The sequence below is a fragment of the Actinokineospora xionganensis genome (assembly GCF_014323725.1).
Lineage (GTDB): Bacteria > Actinomycetota > Actinomycetes > Mycobacteriales > Pseudonocardiaceae > Actinokineospora > Actinokineospora xionganensis.
Genome location: NZ_JABVED010000001.1, coordinates 569,205 through 583,708, shown reverse-complemented (window position 1 = coordinate 583,708; position 14,504 = coordinate 569,205). Strand labels below are relative to the sequence as shown.

At 69.4% G+C, this 14,504-nt stretch carries 15 protein-coding genes; 9 read left to right on the top strand and 6 right to left on the bottom strand.

Annotated elements, in window-relative coordinates:
- Positions 1 to 49: 49 nt before the first annotated feature.
- From GPZ80_RS02690 to GPZ80_RS02675, 4 genes are all read right to left on the bottom strand, one after another.
- Positions 50 to 994, bottom strand: coding sequence for an RluA family pseudouridine synthase (locus tag GPZ80_RS02690; protein WP_187218119.1), 945 nt, complete (start codon positions 992 to 994; stop codon positions 50 to 52).
- Between the two features lie 117 nt (positions 995 to 1,111).
- Positions 1,112 to 3,019 (bottom strand): M64 family metallopeptidase, encoded by a 1,908-nt coding sequence (locus GPZ80_RS02685; protein WP_187218118.1) that lies wholly within the window; start codon positions 3,017 to 3,019, stop codon positions 1,112 to 1,114.
- On the bottom strand, positions 3,016 to 3,450 hold the full coding sequence (locus GPZ80_RS02680; RefSeq protein ID WP_187218117.1) for a hypothetical protein: 435 nt from the start codon (positions 3,448 to 3,450) through the stop codon (positions 3,016 to 3,018). The genes GPZ80_RS02685 and GPZ80_RS02680 overlap by 4 nt, the downstream gene beginning before the upstream one ends.
- Positions 3,451 to 3,555: 105 nt before the next feature.
- Positions 3,556 to 4,533, bottom strand: a complete 978-nt coding sequence (locus tag GPZ80_RS02675) for a tyrosine-type recombinase/integrase (RefSeq protein WP_187218116.1) — start codon at positions 4,531 to 4,533, stop codon at positions 3,556 to 3,558.
- 114 nt (positions 4,534 to 4,647) lie between these two features.
- On the opposite strand from GPZ80_RS02675, the gene GPZ80_RS02670 reads away from it, so the two are divergent.
- Complete coding sequence (locus tag GPZ80_RS02670) at positions 4,648 to 5,091, top strand: GNAT family N-acetyltransferase (RefSeq protein WP_312880089.1); 444 nt, start codon at positions 4,648 to 4,650, stop codon at positions 5,089 to 5,091.
- Positions 5,092 to 5,645: 554 nt separating this feature from the next.
- Here the strand turns inward: GPZ80_RS02670 and GPZ80_RS02665 are convergent.
- Positions 5,646 to 6,059 (bottom strand): STAS domain-containing protein, encoded by a 414-nt coding sequence (locus GPZ80_RS02665; RefSeq protein WP_187218114.1) that lies wholly within the window; start codon positions 6,057 to 6,059, stop codon positions 5,646 to 5,648.
- Positions 6,060 to 6,385: 326 nt separating this feature from the next.
- Here GPZ80_RS02665 and add point away from each other — a divergent pair, with 326 nt between their 5' ends.
- The gene (gene add, locus GPZ80_RS02660) at positions 6,386 to 7,366 is read left to right on the top strand and encodes an adenosine deaminase (protein WP_187218113.1); all 981 of its coding nucleotides are present in this window, start codon (positions 6,386 to 6,388) and stop codon (positions 7,364 to 7,366) included.
- 84 nt (positions 7,367 to 7,450) lie between these two features.
- Entirely contained in the window at positions 7,451 to 7,708 is a 258-nt protein-coding gene (locus GPZ80_RS02655) for a hypothetical protein (RefSeq protein WP_187218112.1), read from the top strand.
- On the opposite strand, the gene GPZ80_RS02650 is transcribed toward GPZ80_RS02655, so the two are convergent.
- Positions 7,709 to 8,926, bottom strand: a complete 1,218-nt coding sequence (locus GPZ80_RS02650; RefSeq protein ID WP_187218111.1) for an MFS transporter — start codon at positions 8,924 to 8,926, stop codon at positions 7,709 to 7,711.
- Between the two features lie 79 nt (positions 8,927 to 9,005).
- Between GPZ80_RS02650 and pdxR the strand changes: the two genes are divergently transcribed.
- From pdxR to GPZ80_RS02620, 6 genes are all read left to right on the top strand, one after another.
- On the top strand, positions 9,006 to 10,418 hold the full coding sequence (gene pdxR, locus GPZ80_RS02645; RefSeq protein ID WP_187218110.1) for a MocR-like pyridoxine biosynthesis transcription factor PdxR: 1,413 nt from the start codon (positions 9,006 to 9,008) through the stop codon (positions 10,416 to 10,418).
- Between the two features lie 16 nt (positions 10,419 to 10,434).
- Complete coding sequence (locus tag GPZ80_RS02640) at positions 10,435 to 11,397, top strand: helix-turn-helix transcriptional regulator (RefSeq protein ID WP_187218109.1); 963 nt, start codon at positions 10,435 to 10,437, stop codon at positions 11,395 to 11,397.
- 63 nt (positions 11,398 to 11,460) lie between these two features.
- Positions 11,461 to 12,372 carry a ferredoxin family protein gene (locus GPZ80_RS02635; RefSeq protein WP_187218108.1) on the top strand — a complete coding sequence of 304 codons (912 nt, stop codon included), beginning with the start codon at positions 11,461 to 11,463 and terminating at the stop codon, positions 12,370 to 12,372.
- An 86-nt stretch (positions 12,373 to 12,458) separates the two neighbouring features.
- Positions 12,459 to 12,650, top strand: a complete 192-nt coding sequence (locus GPZ80_RS02630) for a hypothetical protein (protein ID WP_187218107.1) — start codon at positions 12,459 to 12,461, stop codon at positions 12,648 to 12,650.
- Positions 12,651 to 12,679: 29 nt separating this feature from the next.
- A complete protein-coding gene (locus GPZ80_RS02625; RefSeq protein ID WP_222718767.1) occupies positions 12,680 to 13,768 on the top strand; it encodes a winged helix DNA-binding domain-containing protein in 1,089 nt (362 codons plus the stop codon).
- Between the two features lie 31 nt (positions 13,769 to 13,799).
- Positions 13,800 to 14,486 carry a methyltransferase gene (locus tag GPZ80_RS02620; RefSeq protein ID WP_246476641.1) on the top strand — a complete coding sequence of 229 codons (687 nt, stop codon included), beginning with the start codon at positions 13,800 to 13,802 and terminating at the stop codon, positions 14,484 to 14,486.
- Positions 14,487 to 14,504: the final 18 nt, after the last annotated feature.

Below are 14,504 nucleotides of genomic sequence, written 5' to 3'. Positions count from 1 at the left end.
TCCGGAGGCCTACGTCAAACAAATGGCATACGACGAGATTAACCGACCCCTACCGGAGCGGCACCGCATTTAGCCACTCACCAGGCGATTCCCACGCCGCCAGCCGCAACCGGCTCTCGAACCGTCGCGGCGAACCGGACACCGGGTCGGTGAACTCCAGGACCTTCGCCAGCAACTGCAGGGGAGCGGTGAACTCACCCAGCGGCTTCTCCGTCAGCACCGGATAGAAGTCGTCACCCAGGATCGGCACACCCAACCCGGCCATGTGCAACCGCAGCTGATGCGTCCGCCCAGTCTCCGGCGCCAGCCGGTAGCGCCCAACCCCGTCCCTCGCCTCGATCAGCTCCACCCGGGTCCGCGCGTTCACCTCGCCAGGCACCTCCTGCGCGGTGATCACCCCGCGCTCCTTCATGATCCGGCTCTCCACCGTCACCGGCAGCTCAAGACCAGGCACGTGCCGGGCGACCGCCTCATATTCCTTGCGCACCAGCCGGTCCCGGAACAACGTCTGATAGGCCCCGCGCAGCTCGGGACGCACCACGAACATCAACAACCCGGCCGTCACCCGATCCAACCGGTGCGCCGGGCTCAGCGTCGGAATCCCCAGGTCCTGCCGCAGCCGCACAAGAGCGGTCTGCACGATGTGCTGCCCACGGGGGATCGTCGCCAGAAAATGCGGCTTGTCGACAACGAGGATGTCGTCGTCCCGATAGACGATGCCGATATCGAACGGCACCGGAACCTCGACCGGTAGATCCCGGTGGAACCACACAAACGACCCAGGCAGATAGGGAGCGTCCAGGGCCACCGGCCCATCCAGCCCGACAATCCGCTCCTCCCGAAGCATCATGTCGATGCGGTCGGGATCAACCCGCGGCAACCGCTCAACGAGATGATCACGAATCGTCGCCCACCCACCCTCCTCCGGCAGCCGAAGCCGGGCAGCGTCAAGCCCATGGCGCTGCGGGAGTGGGGAACGAAGTTTGCGTCTCATCGCAGGTCAGCCTACGGCGCTGGGCGCCGTCCGTCGGCGGGTGCCCGTCGCGATCAGTGGCGCTTTGGGGATATGGCCCGGCACCGATTCTCCGCTGCCGGGCCATATCACCCCTGATCAGGTGATACTCAGTCTGAACCACCGAGACCACCCAGTCCGGATATCCCACCAAGCGCTGTACATCAGGCCGTCCGAGCCCACCGCGAACACATCGATGTGATTGCTGAACCGCTCAATCGCCGCCACATGACCACCGGACTGCCCGATCCCACCGGAAACGTTGAACCAGTTCGCCCATCCCGATGACGCATCCCACCACGTGCTGTAGATCCGGTTATCCGTCCCAATCGTGAACAGATCCAAATGGTTCGCACCCCGCGGAATCGCCGTCACCGACGACCCCGGCGAAGCCAACCCGCCAGACACATGGAACCAGTTCGACCACCCCGAAGCCGCATCCCACCACGCCGACATGATCCGACCATCCGAAGCGGTCGTGAACAGATCCAGATGGTTCGGATTGCGCGCCACGACATTCACCGTCGAGTTCGGACGCGCGGTCAGCGCGCCGAGCCGGAACCAGCCCGCCCACCCGGACGAGGCATCCCACCACGTGCTCCACACCCTGTTGTCGGTGCCGATGGTGAACAGGTCCAAGTGGTTCGGGTTCCGCGCGATCGCCGTGACCGTCGCCCCGTTCGCCGCGATCCCACCGGACACCTGGAACCAGTTAGACCACCCCGACGACACGTCCCACCACGCCGACATCGTCCGGCCGTCGGAAGCCGTGGTGAACAAGTCCAGGTGATCCCGGTTGCGGGCCACGACGTTGACCGTCGACCCGGCCCGCGCGGTCAGCGTGCCGACGCGGAACCAACCCGACCAGCCCGTGGTCACATCCCACCATGCGCTCCACACCCGGTTGTCCGTACCGACCGTGAACAAGTCCAGATGGTTCGGGTACCGCGCGATCGACGTCACCGGCGACCCTGACCCGCCCGGCGACGCGATGCCACCGGACACCTGGAACCAGCCCGCCCACCCGGACGACTGATCCCACCAGTTGCTCATCGTCCGCCCGTTGCTCGCCACCGCGAACACATCCAGGTGGCTCGGATAGCGCGCCAGCACACTGATCGGCGTCCGACCGCGCGACTGCAGCGTGCTCAGTGGCTCCAGCCGGTTCCAGATCACCTGGCGGCACACCCGGCAGAACGGCGCGCCCAGCTCCCGCATCTTGCAGTTGTGCTCCGGTCGGAACGCGCCGCAGTGGTAGTAGTGCGCGCCCTCGAACGCGCCCACCGTGCCCGCCGCGACGGTGCTGGCCCGGTTGTCCACCTTGGTGCAGTCCGGGTTGCTCATCGTCGGGATCGCGGTGCTCGACGCGACCGCCCACCGCCACTTCAACGTGGCCCGGTTGCTGTTGACCGTCACGTTCGGCTCCGACGGCTCCACCGCCGGGTGGTGGTCGCGGCCCGTCTCGTTGCCGCCCGCGTAGTACGCGTACTCGTCGGCCAGGCCGAACGCGGTGTGCCCGGCCTCGTGGATCGCGATCTGCGTCGCCCCATTCGCCAGGGAGTACGTCCCGACCGACCCACCGGCGCCGCCGTAGACCGTCGAGTTCACCACGACCAGGACCAGGCTGTGCTCCGGCACCCGCGCCGTGGCCACCTGCAACGCCGTGGACTGGTTGCACAGCAGCAGCCTGCGGATGCCGTTGCCACCGAACGTCGCGTCGAAGTACGTCCGCGCCGTCGCCCCCGTGCCGCCCGCCGCGACCGGGTCGTCCGCACCGGAATCCGTGGAGGCCACGTTCACCCGGAACACGTTGATCGCCGGGCTCAGCTCGTCGAACGGCGGCGTCGCCTTCAACGCGTTGACGAAGTCCTGCGCCGCGGTGTTGAACGCGGACTGCTGCCCGGCGGTGAACCCCTCGGCCAGCAGCACGATGTTGAACGCCCGATTGCGCGGCGCGGAGCCCGAGATCTGCGTGGCACCCTGGACGGTGCCGTCCGAGGTGGTCATCGCGCACCCCCGGCCAGCGGGAAGGTGCCGAGCTCGACCACGTCAGTGGCCCCGGCATCGGCGAGCGCCACGTCACCGGTCGGCGGAATCCGCACGACGGTCACATGGTCGGCTCGCTCGGTCGTCGGGACGACGACGGTGAACGCGCCCTGCGCCCGCGGCACGTCGGCGCGGGTGATCGGCTCGTTCGGGTCCTCGGGGAACACCTCGACACTGGTGTCCATCCCGGACCGGATCGGGACCCGGCTGAGCATCTCCTCGTTCGCGTCCCGCACCTCGACGTGATTGCCCACCACGTGCTCGCGGGGCAGGTCGAAGCCGCTGACGGCGACGTCGACCGGTTGCTGCAGCAGCAGCCGCACCTCGTCACCCTCGTATTCGAATAGCAGTCGGACCGCCGTCGGCTCACCCGACGGGCTCGGCTCGGTCATCGCATTGCCTCCATCCAGCCTGGCGCGTCAAACGCCCTGACATGCGGAAAGAGGCCCGCGAAGCAGCGGGGGATACCGAAAGGGGCTTACTGGGGTCTTACGGCCCTAGAGGGCGCGGTCCGGATCGGACAGATCCGCCAACACCCGATACGTCCGATTGCTCGCCGCGGCGGCCCGACGATGCGTTCCGGTCGCCTCGATGTAGTTCTGGCTCGTGTTCAGACTCGCGTGACCCAACAGCGTCATGATCTCCACCGCGTTCGCACCGTCCTCGGCCAGCCTGGTCGCGAACGTGTGCCGCAGAGCGTGGAGATTCGCCCCGGCGGGAACCCGGTCGTGCATGCCTGCCCACCGAAAACACGACTTCACCAGGTAGTCCAGCGCGCCGCGGCCGATCGCCGCCCCATCCGACCCCAACAACAGCGGTGACTCCGGGGTGAACCGAGTGGAGAACCGCACATCACAGGACGCCACATAGGACTCGATCACTCGCTCCAGCGGCGCCTCGATGGGGATCGACCGCTCCCGGTTGCCCTTGCCGTGCACGAAGAGCCTGCGCTCACCGGGTCGACCGACCATGGCCGACCGGGTCAGCGCCCGCATCTCCGAGGCCCGCAGCCCGGCCACCAGGCCCAGCGCCAGCACCAGCAGGTCCCGCTCCGGCCAGTCCGCCCGCGACCGCCGCGCCCCCGACGCGATCGCCGAGAGCAACTGCTCCGGTGTGGACTCCCCCCGCAGGGGCTTGGGGGACAGGGGAGCGGCCCGCGGCCGCCCGATCGCCCCCATCGGATTGCCCGGGCACAGCCCGTCGGCCACACAGAACTGGAAGAACTGGTTCCACGTCGACCAGGCGCGCGCCACCGAGCTCTTGGCGTGGGTGTCGGCGAACACCCCGAACGCCGCCCGCAGCGGCTGCGCCGACACGGCGACCAAGTCGATCTCCGCGACCTCGACCTCCAACACCGCCGCCACCTGGGCGGACACGCCCGCGAAGTCCCGCCGGTAGGCCACCGTCGTGTGTGGCGAGTCCTTGCGCGTTCGCCTCGCGACGAAGAACGCCTCCTGGGCGTCGATCAACTTCACTGTTAGTGCATACAAGGTGACACCGACAAAATCCGAATCGGCCGCGACCGCGAACACGGACGTGGAAGGCTGGCGGCGAACAGCAGTTGCCCAAAAGGAGTGCTTGTGACCGTCGTGAACATCCGCCGCGCGACCATCGACGACGTCCCGGCCATCGTCGGCCTGCTCATGGACGACGCGATCGGCGCCACTCGTGAGTCCGCGGATGACCTGACCCCGTACAAGGACGCCTTCGCGGTCATCGACGCCGATCACCATGAGTTCCTGGCTGTGGCTGATCGTGACGGCGAGATTGTCGGGACGTTCCAGCTGTCTTTGCTGCCGGGCCTGTCCCGCAGGGGTGCGTTCCGGGCGCAGGTGGAAGCCGTGCGCGTGGCCGCGTCGGCGCGGGGGGAAGGTCTGGGGGAGACGATGATGCGCTGGGCCATCGAGGAGGCCCGCAAGCGTGGTTGCGTGATGGTGCAGCTCACCTCGGACAAGGCCCGCGAGGATGCCCACCGGTTCTACGAGCGCCTCGGATTCACCGCGACACACGAGGGCTTCAAGCTCGCTCTCTGACCTGGATCAAGAAGTTGATCTTTCATGCATAATAGGCATTATGCATGAAACATGCGTTCGAGAGGGCATTGACTGACTTCGGGGCATGAGCCGGGTTCGAGCCGCCCCGAACAGCCGTTTCTGCGCGCACACTCCGCGGCGCTCACACGCTCGACCTCAACTCGTCTGCGAACGATCAGTCGCGAAATCCTCCCGAGGAGCCTTCTGGAGGGCTTTTCAGAGGTCTCGGCATACCGTCCTGAAAACGTCACAGTGACGTTTCCGCCCTGGGTTGACGGACCCGGAACCCGAGATATCGTAAGTTCGATAATCGACATTATGTAAAGTAGCGGGTTCGGCGGGCCGGGCGAACTCCTCGCTCGTCCACCCCACGCGCCCCGTCCGGCACTTCGCTCCGCGCTTCCGTGTGCGACCGGCTCTCGCCCGCCTCCGCGGCGCGCTCTCCCGGCTGCGCTGTCATGGCCGACGGCTGCGGGCACCAGATCGCGCCACGCAACCCGTGCTCTCTCGAGTCGGTCATCCATCCCGTATTGCTTGACATAACGTGCGTCCACTCAGGCGATGAGCCAGCTCGATGTTCCGTGTGGAAGGGGTTCCTTCACCTTCGGCGTCGTGGCCGTGATGGTGACGTCCTCGTCGAGGTGGGTCATGTGCAGGCAGGCCAGCACCGGTCCGCACGCGAGGACCCGCAGGGCGCGCCCGTGTCTGGCGCACGCCCGGTGCGCCCGGACCAGCGTCGCGGTGCTCGCCCAGCTCAGGAACGTGACCGATGTCAGGTCGATGACCACTCGTTTGGTGTCGGAGTCGTCGGTGCAGGCGGCCATGATCTGGTCGTACCAGGGACCTTCGGTGGCCAGGTCGATGCGACCGGAGGCGGCGATGGACACGGTGCGGCCCGTGCGTTCGACGGTGATCTTGACGGCCCGGCGGGCCAGTTCGGCCGGTGTCCGTGCGAACTTCAACGCCACTGCGGTGTCCCCTGTCGTCCGGCGGAGTGTGCCCTACTCCCCCTTGATCAGTGTGGGCCCAAAAAGGTTGCCACCGATTTCCTATTTGTTTCGGCTTGCTGTGTCCAGTGCGCGCGCGGTCGCGATCGAAAGAAATCCTCGGACCTCACAGGCGGCCAGACCCAACGGTGCACTGACCATGCTTCGCGGCCTGCCAATGCGCTTGACCTGCGGTTTTGCTGATCAAGCTCAACCTCCACTTCAACCTTGCTCCACCTAACCTTCTAGTTGAGGTTGAGGGTGGAATTCGGATGCGGTAGGCGGTCTCGGTTCGTACGGTGGGCCGTATGCGGTCGCTGATCGATCTCCCCAAGGTCCACCTCCACGTCCACCTCGAGAGCACCATCCGCTCTGCGACGCTGGTGGAGATCGGCGCCGGTCACGGGATCGAGGTGCCGCCGGAGGTGGCGGACGGGCCGTTCACGTTCGACGGGTTCCGGGCGTTCGCTGATCAGAACTCGCGGGTGCGGGAGTGTCTGCGCTCCCCCGAGGACTTCCGTCGGATCGCCCTGGAGTTCTGCGAGGACGAGGCGGCGCAGGGGGCGCGGTACGCGGAGGCGCTGTTCACCGCGGCGTCGCACGGTGAGCGGTTGGGTGAGTTGGAGATGCCGTTGGCGGCGGTATTGGACGGGTTGGCCGAGGGGCGGCGCCGGTTCGGTGTCGAGGTCGGGTTGATCCTGGACCACTCGCGGCGGCGGTCGGTTGAGCGGGCGTGGCGGTCGGTGGAGTTGGCGTCGCGGTTCACGGGTGTGGTGGGGGTCGGGTTGGCCGGTGATGAGGCCTATCCGGCGGCGCCGTTCGCGGAGGTCTTCGCGCGGGCCCGGGAGTTGGGGCTGCGGGTGGTGCACCACGCCGGTGAGTGCGGTGGTCCGGAGCGCGTGCGTGAGGCCGTGCGGGTCGGGTCGGCGGAGCGGATCGGGCATGGGATCTCGGTGTTGGGCGACCGGGAGGTGCTGGCCGAGGTGCGGGACCTGGGGTTGGTGCTGGAGGTGTGTCCGTCGTCGAACGTGGCGTTGGGGTTGGTGGGGTCGCTGTCGGAGCACCCGCTCCCCCGACTTGTCGCGGCAGGCTTGGCGGTCACGCTGAACACGGACATCCCGAATGTCACCGGGACGACACTGACGGCCGAGTTCGAGTTGGCTCGCTCGGTGTTCGGGTTCGACGACGAGGCGTTGGCGGAGTTCGCACGGACGTCGGTCGAAGCGTCGTTCGCTCCTGATGGGATGAAGCGTGAACTGCTGGCGGGGGTGGCTCGCTGGCTCGGGTGAACGGGTGCGTGTCGGTCCCGGGTTTGTCGGTGCCCGGTGCTACCAATGTGATGGGAGACACAAGAAGTCGCCGGGAGGTGTGTGATGACCGAGGACGAGCGGCGGGCGTTGGACCATGCCGCCGAGGGGTCGGTGTTGTTCCACAGTGGACTATGGGGTGCGCCGATGGGTTTCCTGTGGGCGGGTGCCGACGGCGCCCCGGCTGGGCAGGTTCCGCAGTGGGAGTCCGACGCGCTGACGTTGTTGGAGCGGCGTGGTCTGGTGGTGATCCGCCCGGGCGCGGGCACGCGAGACGCCCGGGTCGAGGCGACGCGGGCGGGCGCGCGATTGTTGATGTCCTGATCAGGCGGGGACCGGGAGTGCCCGGGTGCGTTCGGCCCAGCGGACGGCGGGTCCCATGGCGATCCCCGCGGCGAGGAACAGTGCTCCCAGGGTGAGCCAGCCCGAGGTGCCCCAGGTGAGGATCATCGTGGTGAGCAGCAGCGGGCCGAGCATGCGGGCGATGGCGAATCCGGAGCCGAAGAACCCCTGGTACTGGCCGTGCTTGTCAGCGGGGGCGAGGTCGAAGCTCACGGCGTAGGTGCCGGCGCTGTGCAGCATCTCCCCCAGCACCTGCAGTGTCGCCGCGCCGAGCAGGACGGTGGCCGCGACCCAGGGTGAGGCGCCCGCGGCGGTGAGGGCGAAGGCGGTGCACGCGGCGAGCAGGATGGCGCCGCCGTGGCGGATGGAGCGGGTAGCGGTGCGCAGGTCGGTGACGCGGCGGGCGAGGCGCACCTGGAACAGGACGACACCCATCGTGTTGAGGACGAGCAGCGTCGAGACCATGGCCGTGGGCGCGGAGGTGCGCTGCACGATCCAGAGCGGGATCGCGAGGTTGATCAGCGGGATGTGCAGCTGCAGGACCATGTTGAGCAGGGCGACGACGGCGTAGGGGCGGTCGTGGAGCACGGCCATCCGTGGTTCTCCCGCGGCGAGGGCGGCTCCGGGGACCGCGGGCGCGGCACGCAGGATGAGCGCGCAGCCGAGGAAGCCGATGGCGTCGACGGCGAAGACCGCGAGGTAGGCGGCGGCGGTGTCGAGTTGCAGGGCGAGTCCGCCGAGTGCGGCGCCGACGGCGAGTCCCGCGTTGAGGGTGGACTGCAGGTGGGCGCGGACCTCGGTACGCCGGGTGGGGTCGATGGTGCCCGCGAGGAGGGCTTGGCGGGCGGCGGTGAGGCCGCACTGGCACACGGCGTAGACGATGGCGGCGGCGATGAACAGCGGGTAGGAGCGCACGACGAGGAACGCGCTGATCGCGGTCGCGGTCGCGACGGCGAGTGCGGTGGCGACCCGGCGGGGTCCGTGTCGGTCGGCGAGTTGGCCGAGCCAGATGCCCGCGAGCATGCCGACGCCCCAGCCGAGGGTGAGGCCGAGTCCGATCTGGGCGGGTGAGAGTCCGACGACGCGGGTGAAGAACAGGGCTGAGGTGACGTAGAAGGCGCCGTCGCCGACGGAGTTGGTGAACTGGGCGAGCGCCAGGGTCCTCGCGGGTCCCGCCGGGGGGATGATCCTGCTGGTCATGGCGCTAATCTAGGGTGAAGATCGGCCAGGGATAAGTTCCAATTCGAGCCGTTCTGATTGGGCCAATGTGGAGGTGCCGATGGACATCCACGTGACCTTGTCGGGTCGGGGTGGCCTGTCGGCGCAGATCTACCGGCAGCTGCTCGACGCGGTGCTCGACGGTCGGTTGCGTCCGGGTGAGCGGCTGCCGCCGAGCCGGGAGCTGGCGGGGCGTCTGTCGGTGTCGCGCAACACCGTCGGGGTGGCTTACGACCGGTTGACCGCTGAGGGGTTCCTGGTGGGGCGGGTCGGTGCGGGCACGTTCGTGTGTGACCGGCCCGCGACGCGGTCGCGGTCGGCGCGGGCGTCGGCGGAGGTGCTCCCCCGGGCCCGGTGGCGGTCGGTGCCCGTCGAGGCGCCGTCGTGGGAGCCGCGGTTCGACTTCCGGGTGGGGGTGCCGGATGTGGAGCTGTTTCCGTGGGCGACGTGGCGCCGGTTGGTGTCGTCGAGTCTGCGGCGGTCGGCGGTGCGTTCGGCGGATTACGCGGACCCAGCGGGTGAGCGGGTGCTGCGGGAGGCGGTGGCCCGGCATGTCGGGTTGGCGCGGTCGGTGCACGCGGGTCCGGATGATGTGGTGATCACCCAGGGCGCGCAGCAGGCGTTGGACTTGATCGCGCGGGTGTTGGTCGACCCGGGTGACGTGGTCGCTGTCGAGGAGCCTGGGTATCTGCCTGCCCGGCGGTTGTTCGCCGCGCACGGCGCGCGTGTGGTGGGTGTGCCGGTGGACGCTGAGGGGCTGGTGGTGGCGGCGTTGCCGTCGTCGGCGCGGGTCGTCTACACGACTCCGTCGCACCAGTTCCCGCTTGGGATTCCCATGTCGGTGGCGCGACGCGCGGAGCTGTTGGCGTGGGCGGGGCGTCGGGGCGCTGTGGTGGTGGAGGACGACTACGACAGTGAGTTCCGGTTCTCCGATCGTCCGCTGGAGCCGTTGCAGAGCCTGGATGGGCAGGGGCGGGTGATCTATGTGGGGACGTTCTCCAAGACGCTGCTGCCCGCGTTGCGGTTGGGGTTTCTTGTCGCTGCCCCGGCGGTGCGTCAGGCGGTGCGGGCGGCGCGGCAGCTGGGTGACTGGCATGGGGAGGTGACGGGGCAGCTGGCGTTGGCGAAGTTCATCGACGAAGGTCTGCTCGCCCGGCATGTGCGGCGGGCGGGGCGGGAGTATGGGCGCAGGCACGCGCGGATCGTGGCGGTGTTGGAGCGGGACTTCGCCGGGGTGGCCACGCTGGTGCCGTCGGCGGCCGGGCTGCATGTCTTCGCGGAGACCTCCACGTCGTTGGATGCGCGGGTGGCGGGGGCGCGCGAGGTCGGCGTGAACACCCTTGAGGGTCTGTGTGAGCACACCGGTGGGCGCTCGGGGTTCGCCCTCGGGTTCGGGACGATCCGGTATGAGGAGATCGACGAGGGTTTGGCCCGGTTGCGGGAGTGCCTGGCGGACAGTGGTTGTCCGCGATAGCTGAGAGACTGGCCGCGTGCTGGAAACCTCGGCCCGCCTGTTGCGGCTGCTCTCACTGCTCCAGACCCGGCGGGACTGGTCGGGTGCGGACCTGGCCGACCGTCTCGGGGTCACCGACCGGACCGTTCGCCGTGACGTCGACAAACTCCGCTCCCTGGGTTACCCGGTGCACGCGGTCACGGGGACCGCGGGCGGCTACCGGCTCGGTGCCGGGGCCGACCTGCCGCCGCTGCTGCTCGACGACGAGGAGGCGGTGGCGGTGGCCATGTGCCTGCGGACGGCGTCGGGGGGCACGATCGCGGGCATCGAGGAGACCTCGGTGCGGGCGCTGGCGAAACTCGAACAGGTGCTGCCGTCGCGGCTGCGCAACCGGGTCCACTCCTTGCAGTCGATCACGGTGCCGATCCACCGTGGCGGCCCCACGGTCGACCCGAGCACGCTGACCGCGATCGCGAACGCGTGCCGCGACAATGAGCGCCTGCGGTTCGACTACCGCGACCACGACGGCGAGGAGACCCTGCGCAGTGTGGAGCCGCACCGGCTGGTGCACACGGGGCGGCGTTGGTATCTGGTCGCGTTCGACGTCGATCGAGAGGGCTGGCGGACCTTCCGGGTGGACCGGCTCACCCCGCGCATCCCGACCGGCCCGAAGTTCGTCCCGCGTGACCCGCCGGACAAGGACTTGGTGGCGTACACCAGCTACGGGCTGTCCAACGCGGCGTACCGGTACCAGGCGGTGATCACCCTGCACCTGTCGGCGGAGGCCGCCGCGGAGCACGTCTCACCGTCGGCCGGGGTGCTCGAACCGATCGACGAGAACACCTGCACCTTGCGCGTCGGGGCGAATCACCTTGAGGGAATCGCGGTGTGGATCTCGATGATCGGCTGCGAGTTCGAGGTGCGTGAACCCTCGGAGTTGATCGAGCGCCTGCGCGGCTTGGCCGACCGCCTCGGCCGCGCCGCGGACGCCTCGAACTGAACTCAATTTAAGTGTTGCCTACCCTCACACGGATGGCGGTACCGGCGTGAGAGTCTTGGGCCGATGGCGACGACTCCCCCGGCGCTGCCCGACACCGCCTGCTCGGTGCTGTCCCGCACGCTGAACGAACCCCTCGCGGGCACGGCCGCGACCGCGGTGACCTGGCTGTGTCTGGAGCAGCCCGGTCCGTGGGGCCGCGACGCACTGCGGGAGAGCCACCTCGACCCGGCCGTCGGTGCCGAGCTGGCCGACCGCGCCAAGGGCACCGGTGTCCGCGTCGTCCTCATCCGCCGGCCCGGCCGACACCCTGACCGGCACACCCCGAGGCCCGCGCGGGTCTACCTCGCGCACACCGCGCCGGGGCGCACGCGGCTGCGGTCGGGGACGGTGGTCGAGGCGAAACATCTGCTTGACCACGACTTCGCCGCCTGGGGTGCGGGCGACATCGGCGACTTCGGGACGGTGGACTCGGGTCCGCTGCTGCTGGTGTGCACCAACGGGCGCCGAGACGTGTGCTGCGCGCTGCTGGGCCGTCCGATCGCCGAGGAGCTCGCTGTCGAGCACGGGGACGCGGTGTGGGAGGCGACCCATCTCGGTGGGCACCGGTTCGCGCCGACCGCGCTGCTGCTGCCCACCGGATACGCCTACGGTGCCGTGGACCCGGGGTTCGCCCGCGGGCTGCTGACCGGCGACGATGTCGCGACCGAGCGCTGCCGTGGCCGGTCCACCTGGGGTGCGGCCGGTCAGGTCGCCGAACTCGCCGTCCGTGAGCACATCCAGGCGAGCGGTCCCGACGACCTCGTCGTGGGTGCCCCCGAGCGTGTCGACGGTGACTGGCTTGTCCCGGTCACCCACCGCGACGGCCATGGGTGGCGGGTCGTGGTCGGCGAACGCGTGGATCCGGTCGCAAGGCCTGCGAGCTGCGGCGCGACGCCGGGACCGGCCGTCACTCACTTGGCCCATAGGATCATGTGATAGCCGTTTGGTATAGGCCAAGCCGCCTACCGACCGGGCATGATTGCGAAGAGGTTTCGTGGACATGGCATCGAAGGGGACGGCACGTGACGCAGCAATGGACCGGGTTCGAGGTCCGTCGTGGCCGCGTTCAGCACGTCGGCCTGGTCAGCATCCTCCGTCGCGCCGCCCTCGACCGCCGCGAGTATGACGAGCAGTCCGACCGGTTCGACCCGGCCGACTTCGTCCGCTGGAGCCGCGGTCTCCCCCGGCCCCGCCGCCCCCTGCGGGCCGGGTAACTGTCGGTCCCCTGGGCCATCATGGGCGGGTGGACGTCGACCGCAACCGAGTCTTGGCCTACCGCATCGCGGCGCACGGCCTACACCGAGACACCGCTGACCTGCCGGTCCTCGACCTCGGAATCCAGGACGCGGGCGCGGCCTCCCCTCGCGTGGCCATGGCCGCCCGGCTGTCGGTAGGCGCCGACCTCGACGACCCTTCCCTGACCACGGTCTGGACGTTCCGCGGGGCGCCGCACGTCATCCGCCGCGCCGATGTGGCGACCATGGCCGCCGGGTTGTGGCCGCGAAGCGACGCGGACGCCATCGCCCGGCTCAGCGGCGTCGGGGTGGTGTTCAAGAGGGCGGGCATCCCGGGGCTGACCGCGTTCACCGCGGGCGCGGAAGCGATGCGGGCGGTGGTCGACCGGGAGAAGACCCGCGGCGAGGTCAGCACCGAGGTCACCGCCCGGCTGCCCGCCGAGTACTCCTACGACTGCCGAACCTGCCAGGCCACCCACGTCTACGGCAGCCTGTTCCAACTCGTCGGTTTGGCCGCGGGCGTGGGAGTCCACGGCCAGTCCCGCCCCACGACGCTCAGCCCACTGCCCGGGCGGCATCGGGTGCCTAAGCAGAGCGCGGGGGCTGGCCCGTTGATCAGCGCCTACCTGCGGCTGCACGGTCCGGCGGGCAAAGCCGAGGCCGCCGCGTTCCTGGAGACGACCCGGTCTGAGGCCGCCGCGATGTGGCCCGATGGGCTGGTCGAGGTCACCGTCGACGGCCGCACCGCCCACCTGCCTGAGGACTCGGTGGCCGCGCTGCGCGACGCGCCGGACCCGCGGCTGGTGCGGCTGCTGCCCCCGTTCGACCCGCTGCTGCAGTCGCGCGACCGCGACCTGCTCGTGCCCGACGCCCGGCGCCGCAAACAACTGTGGCGCCCCATCGGCAACCCCGGCGCCGTGCTCGCCGACGGGGAGATCGTTGGCGTGTGGCGCACCAAGGCGACCGCGCGCAAGGTGACTGTCACCGTGACCGCGTTCGAGCGGCTGACCAAGGCGGTCACCGCGGAGATCGAGGCTGAGGCCGAGCACGTCGCGCGCGCCCGAGGGGTCGGCGCCGCGGTCGTCGATTTCGCGTAAAACCGGTGGCGGGCCCGGTTAGGTTCGAAGGATGAAGCACCAGCCGACCATGGGGCCCGAGCACGTCGCCCGGATCGAACGCTGGCATGAGTCCGCGTACCGCTCCGCGCAGGTCGACACCGACCAGACCTTCGACTACCTGGGTCGCACGTTCGTGGTCCCGCCGCACGTGCACCCGATCACCCCGGTGTCGCACCTGCTGGGCCAGTCCGTCCTCGACGAGGTCACCGTGGCCGACCGGGTCCTCGACATGGGCACCGGCTGCGGCGTCAACGCGGTCCTCGCCGCGTCCCGCTCCACCGACGTCACCGCCGTCGACACCAACCCGCACGCGCTGGCCGCCGCGAAGGCCAACGCGGAGCGCAACGGTGTCGGCGACCGGGTCCACGTCCACCACAGCGACGTGTTCAGCGACGTCGCCGGTGTGTTCGACCTGATCGTGTTCGACCCGCCGTTCCGCTGGTTCACCCCGCGCGACCACCTCGAGAACGCCAGCACCGACCCCGGCTACCGGGCGCTGAACACGTTCTTCGCCGCCGCGGGCGATCACCTCGCCGCCGACGGGCGCATGCTGATCTTCTTCGGCACCTCCGGCGACGTCGACCATCTGCGCGCCCAAGCTGACGGCGCCGGGTTCGCCGCGGAGACCGTCGCGACTCACGGGATCGACAAGGACGGCTGGCACGTCGACTACTTCACTTTCCGAATGACCCGATAGTTGTCGGTGGGTCCCGAC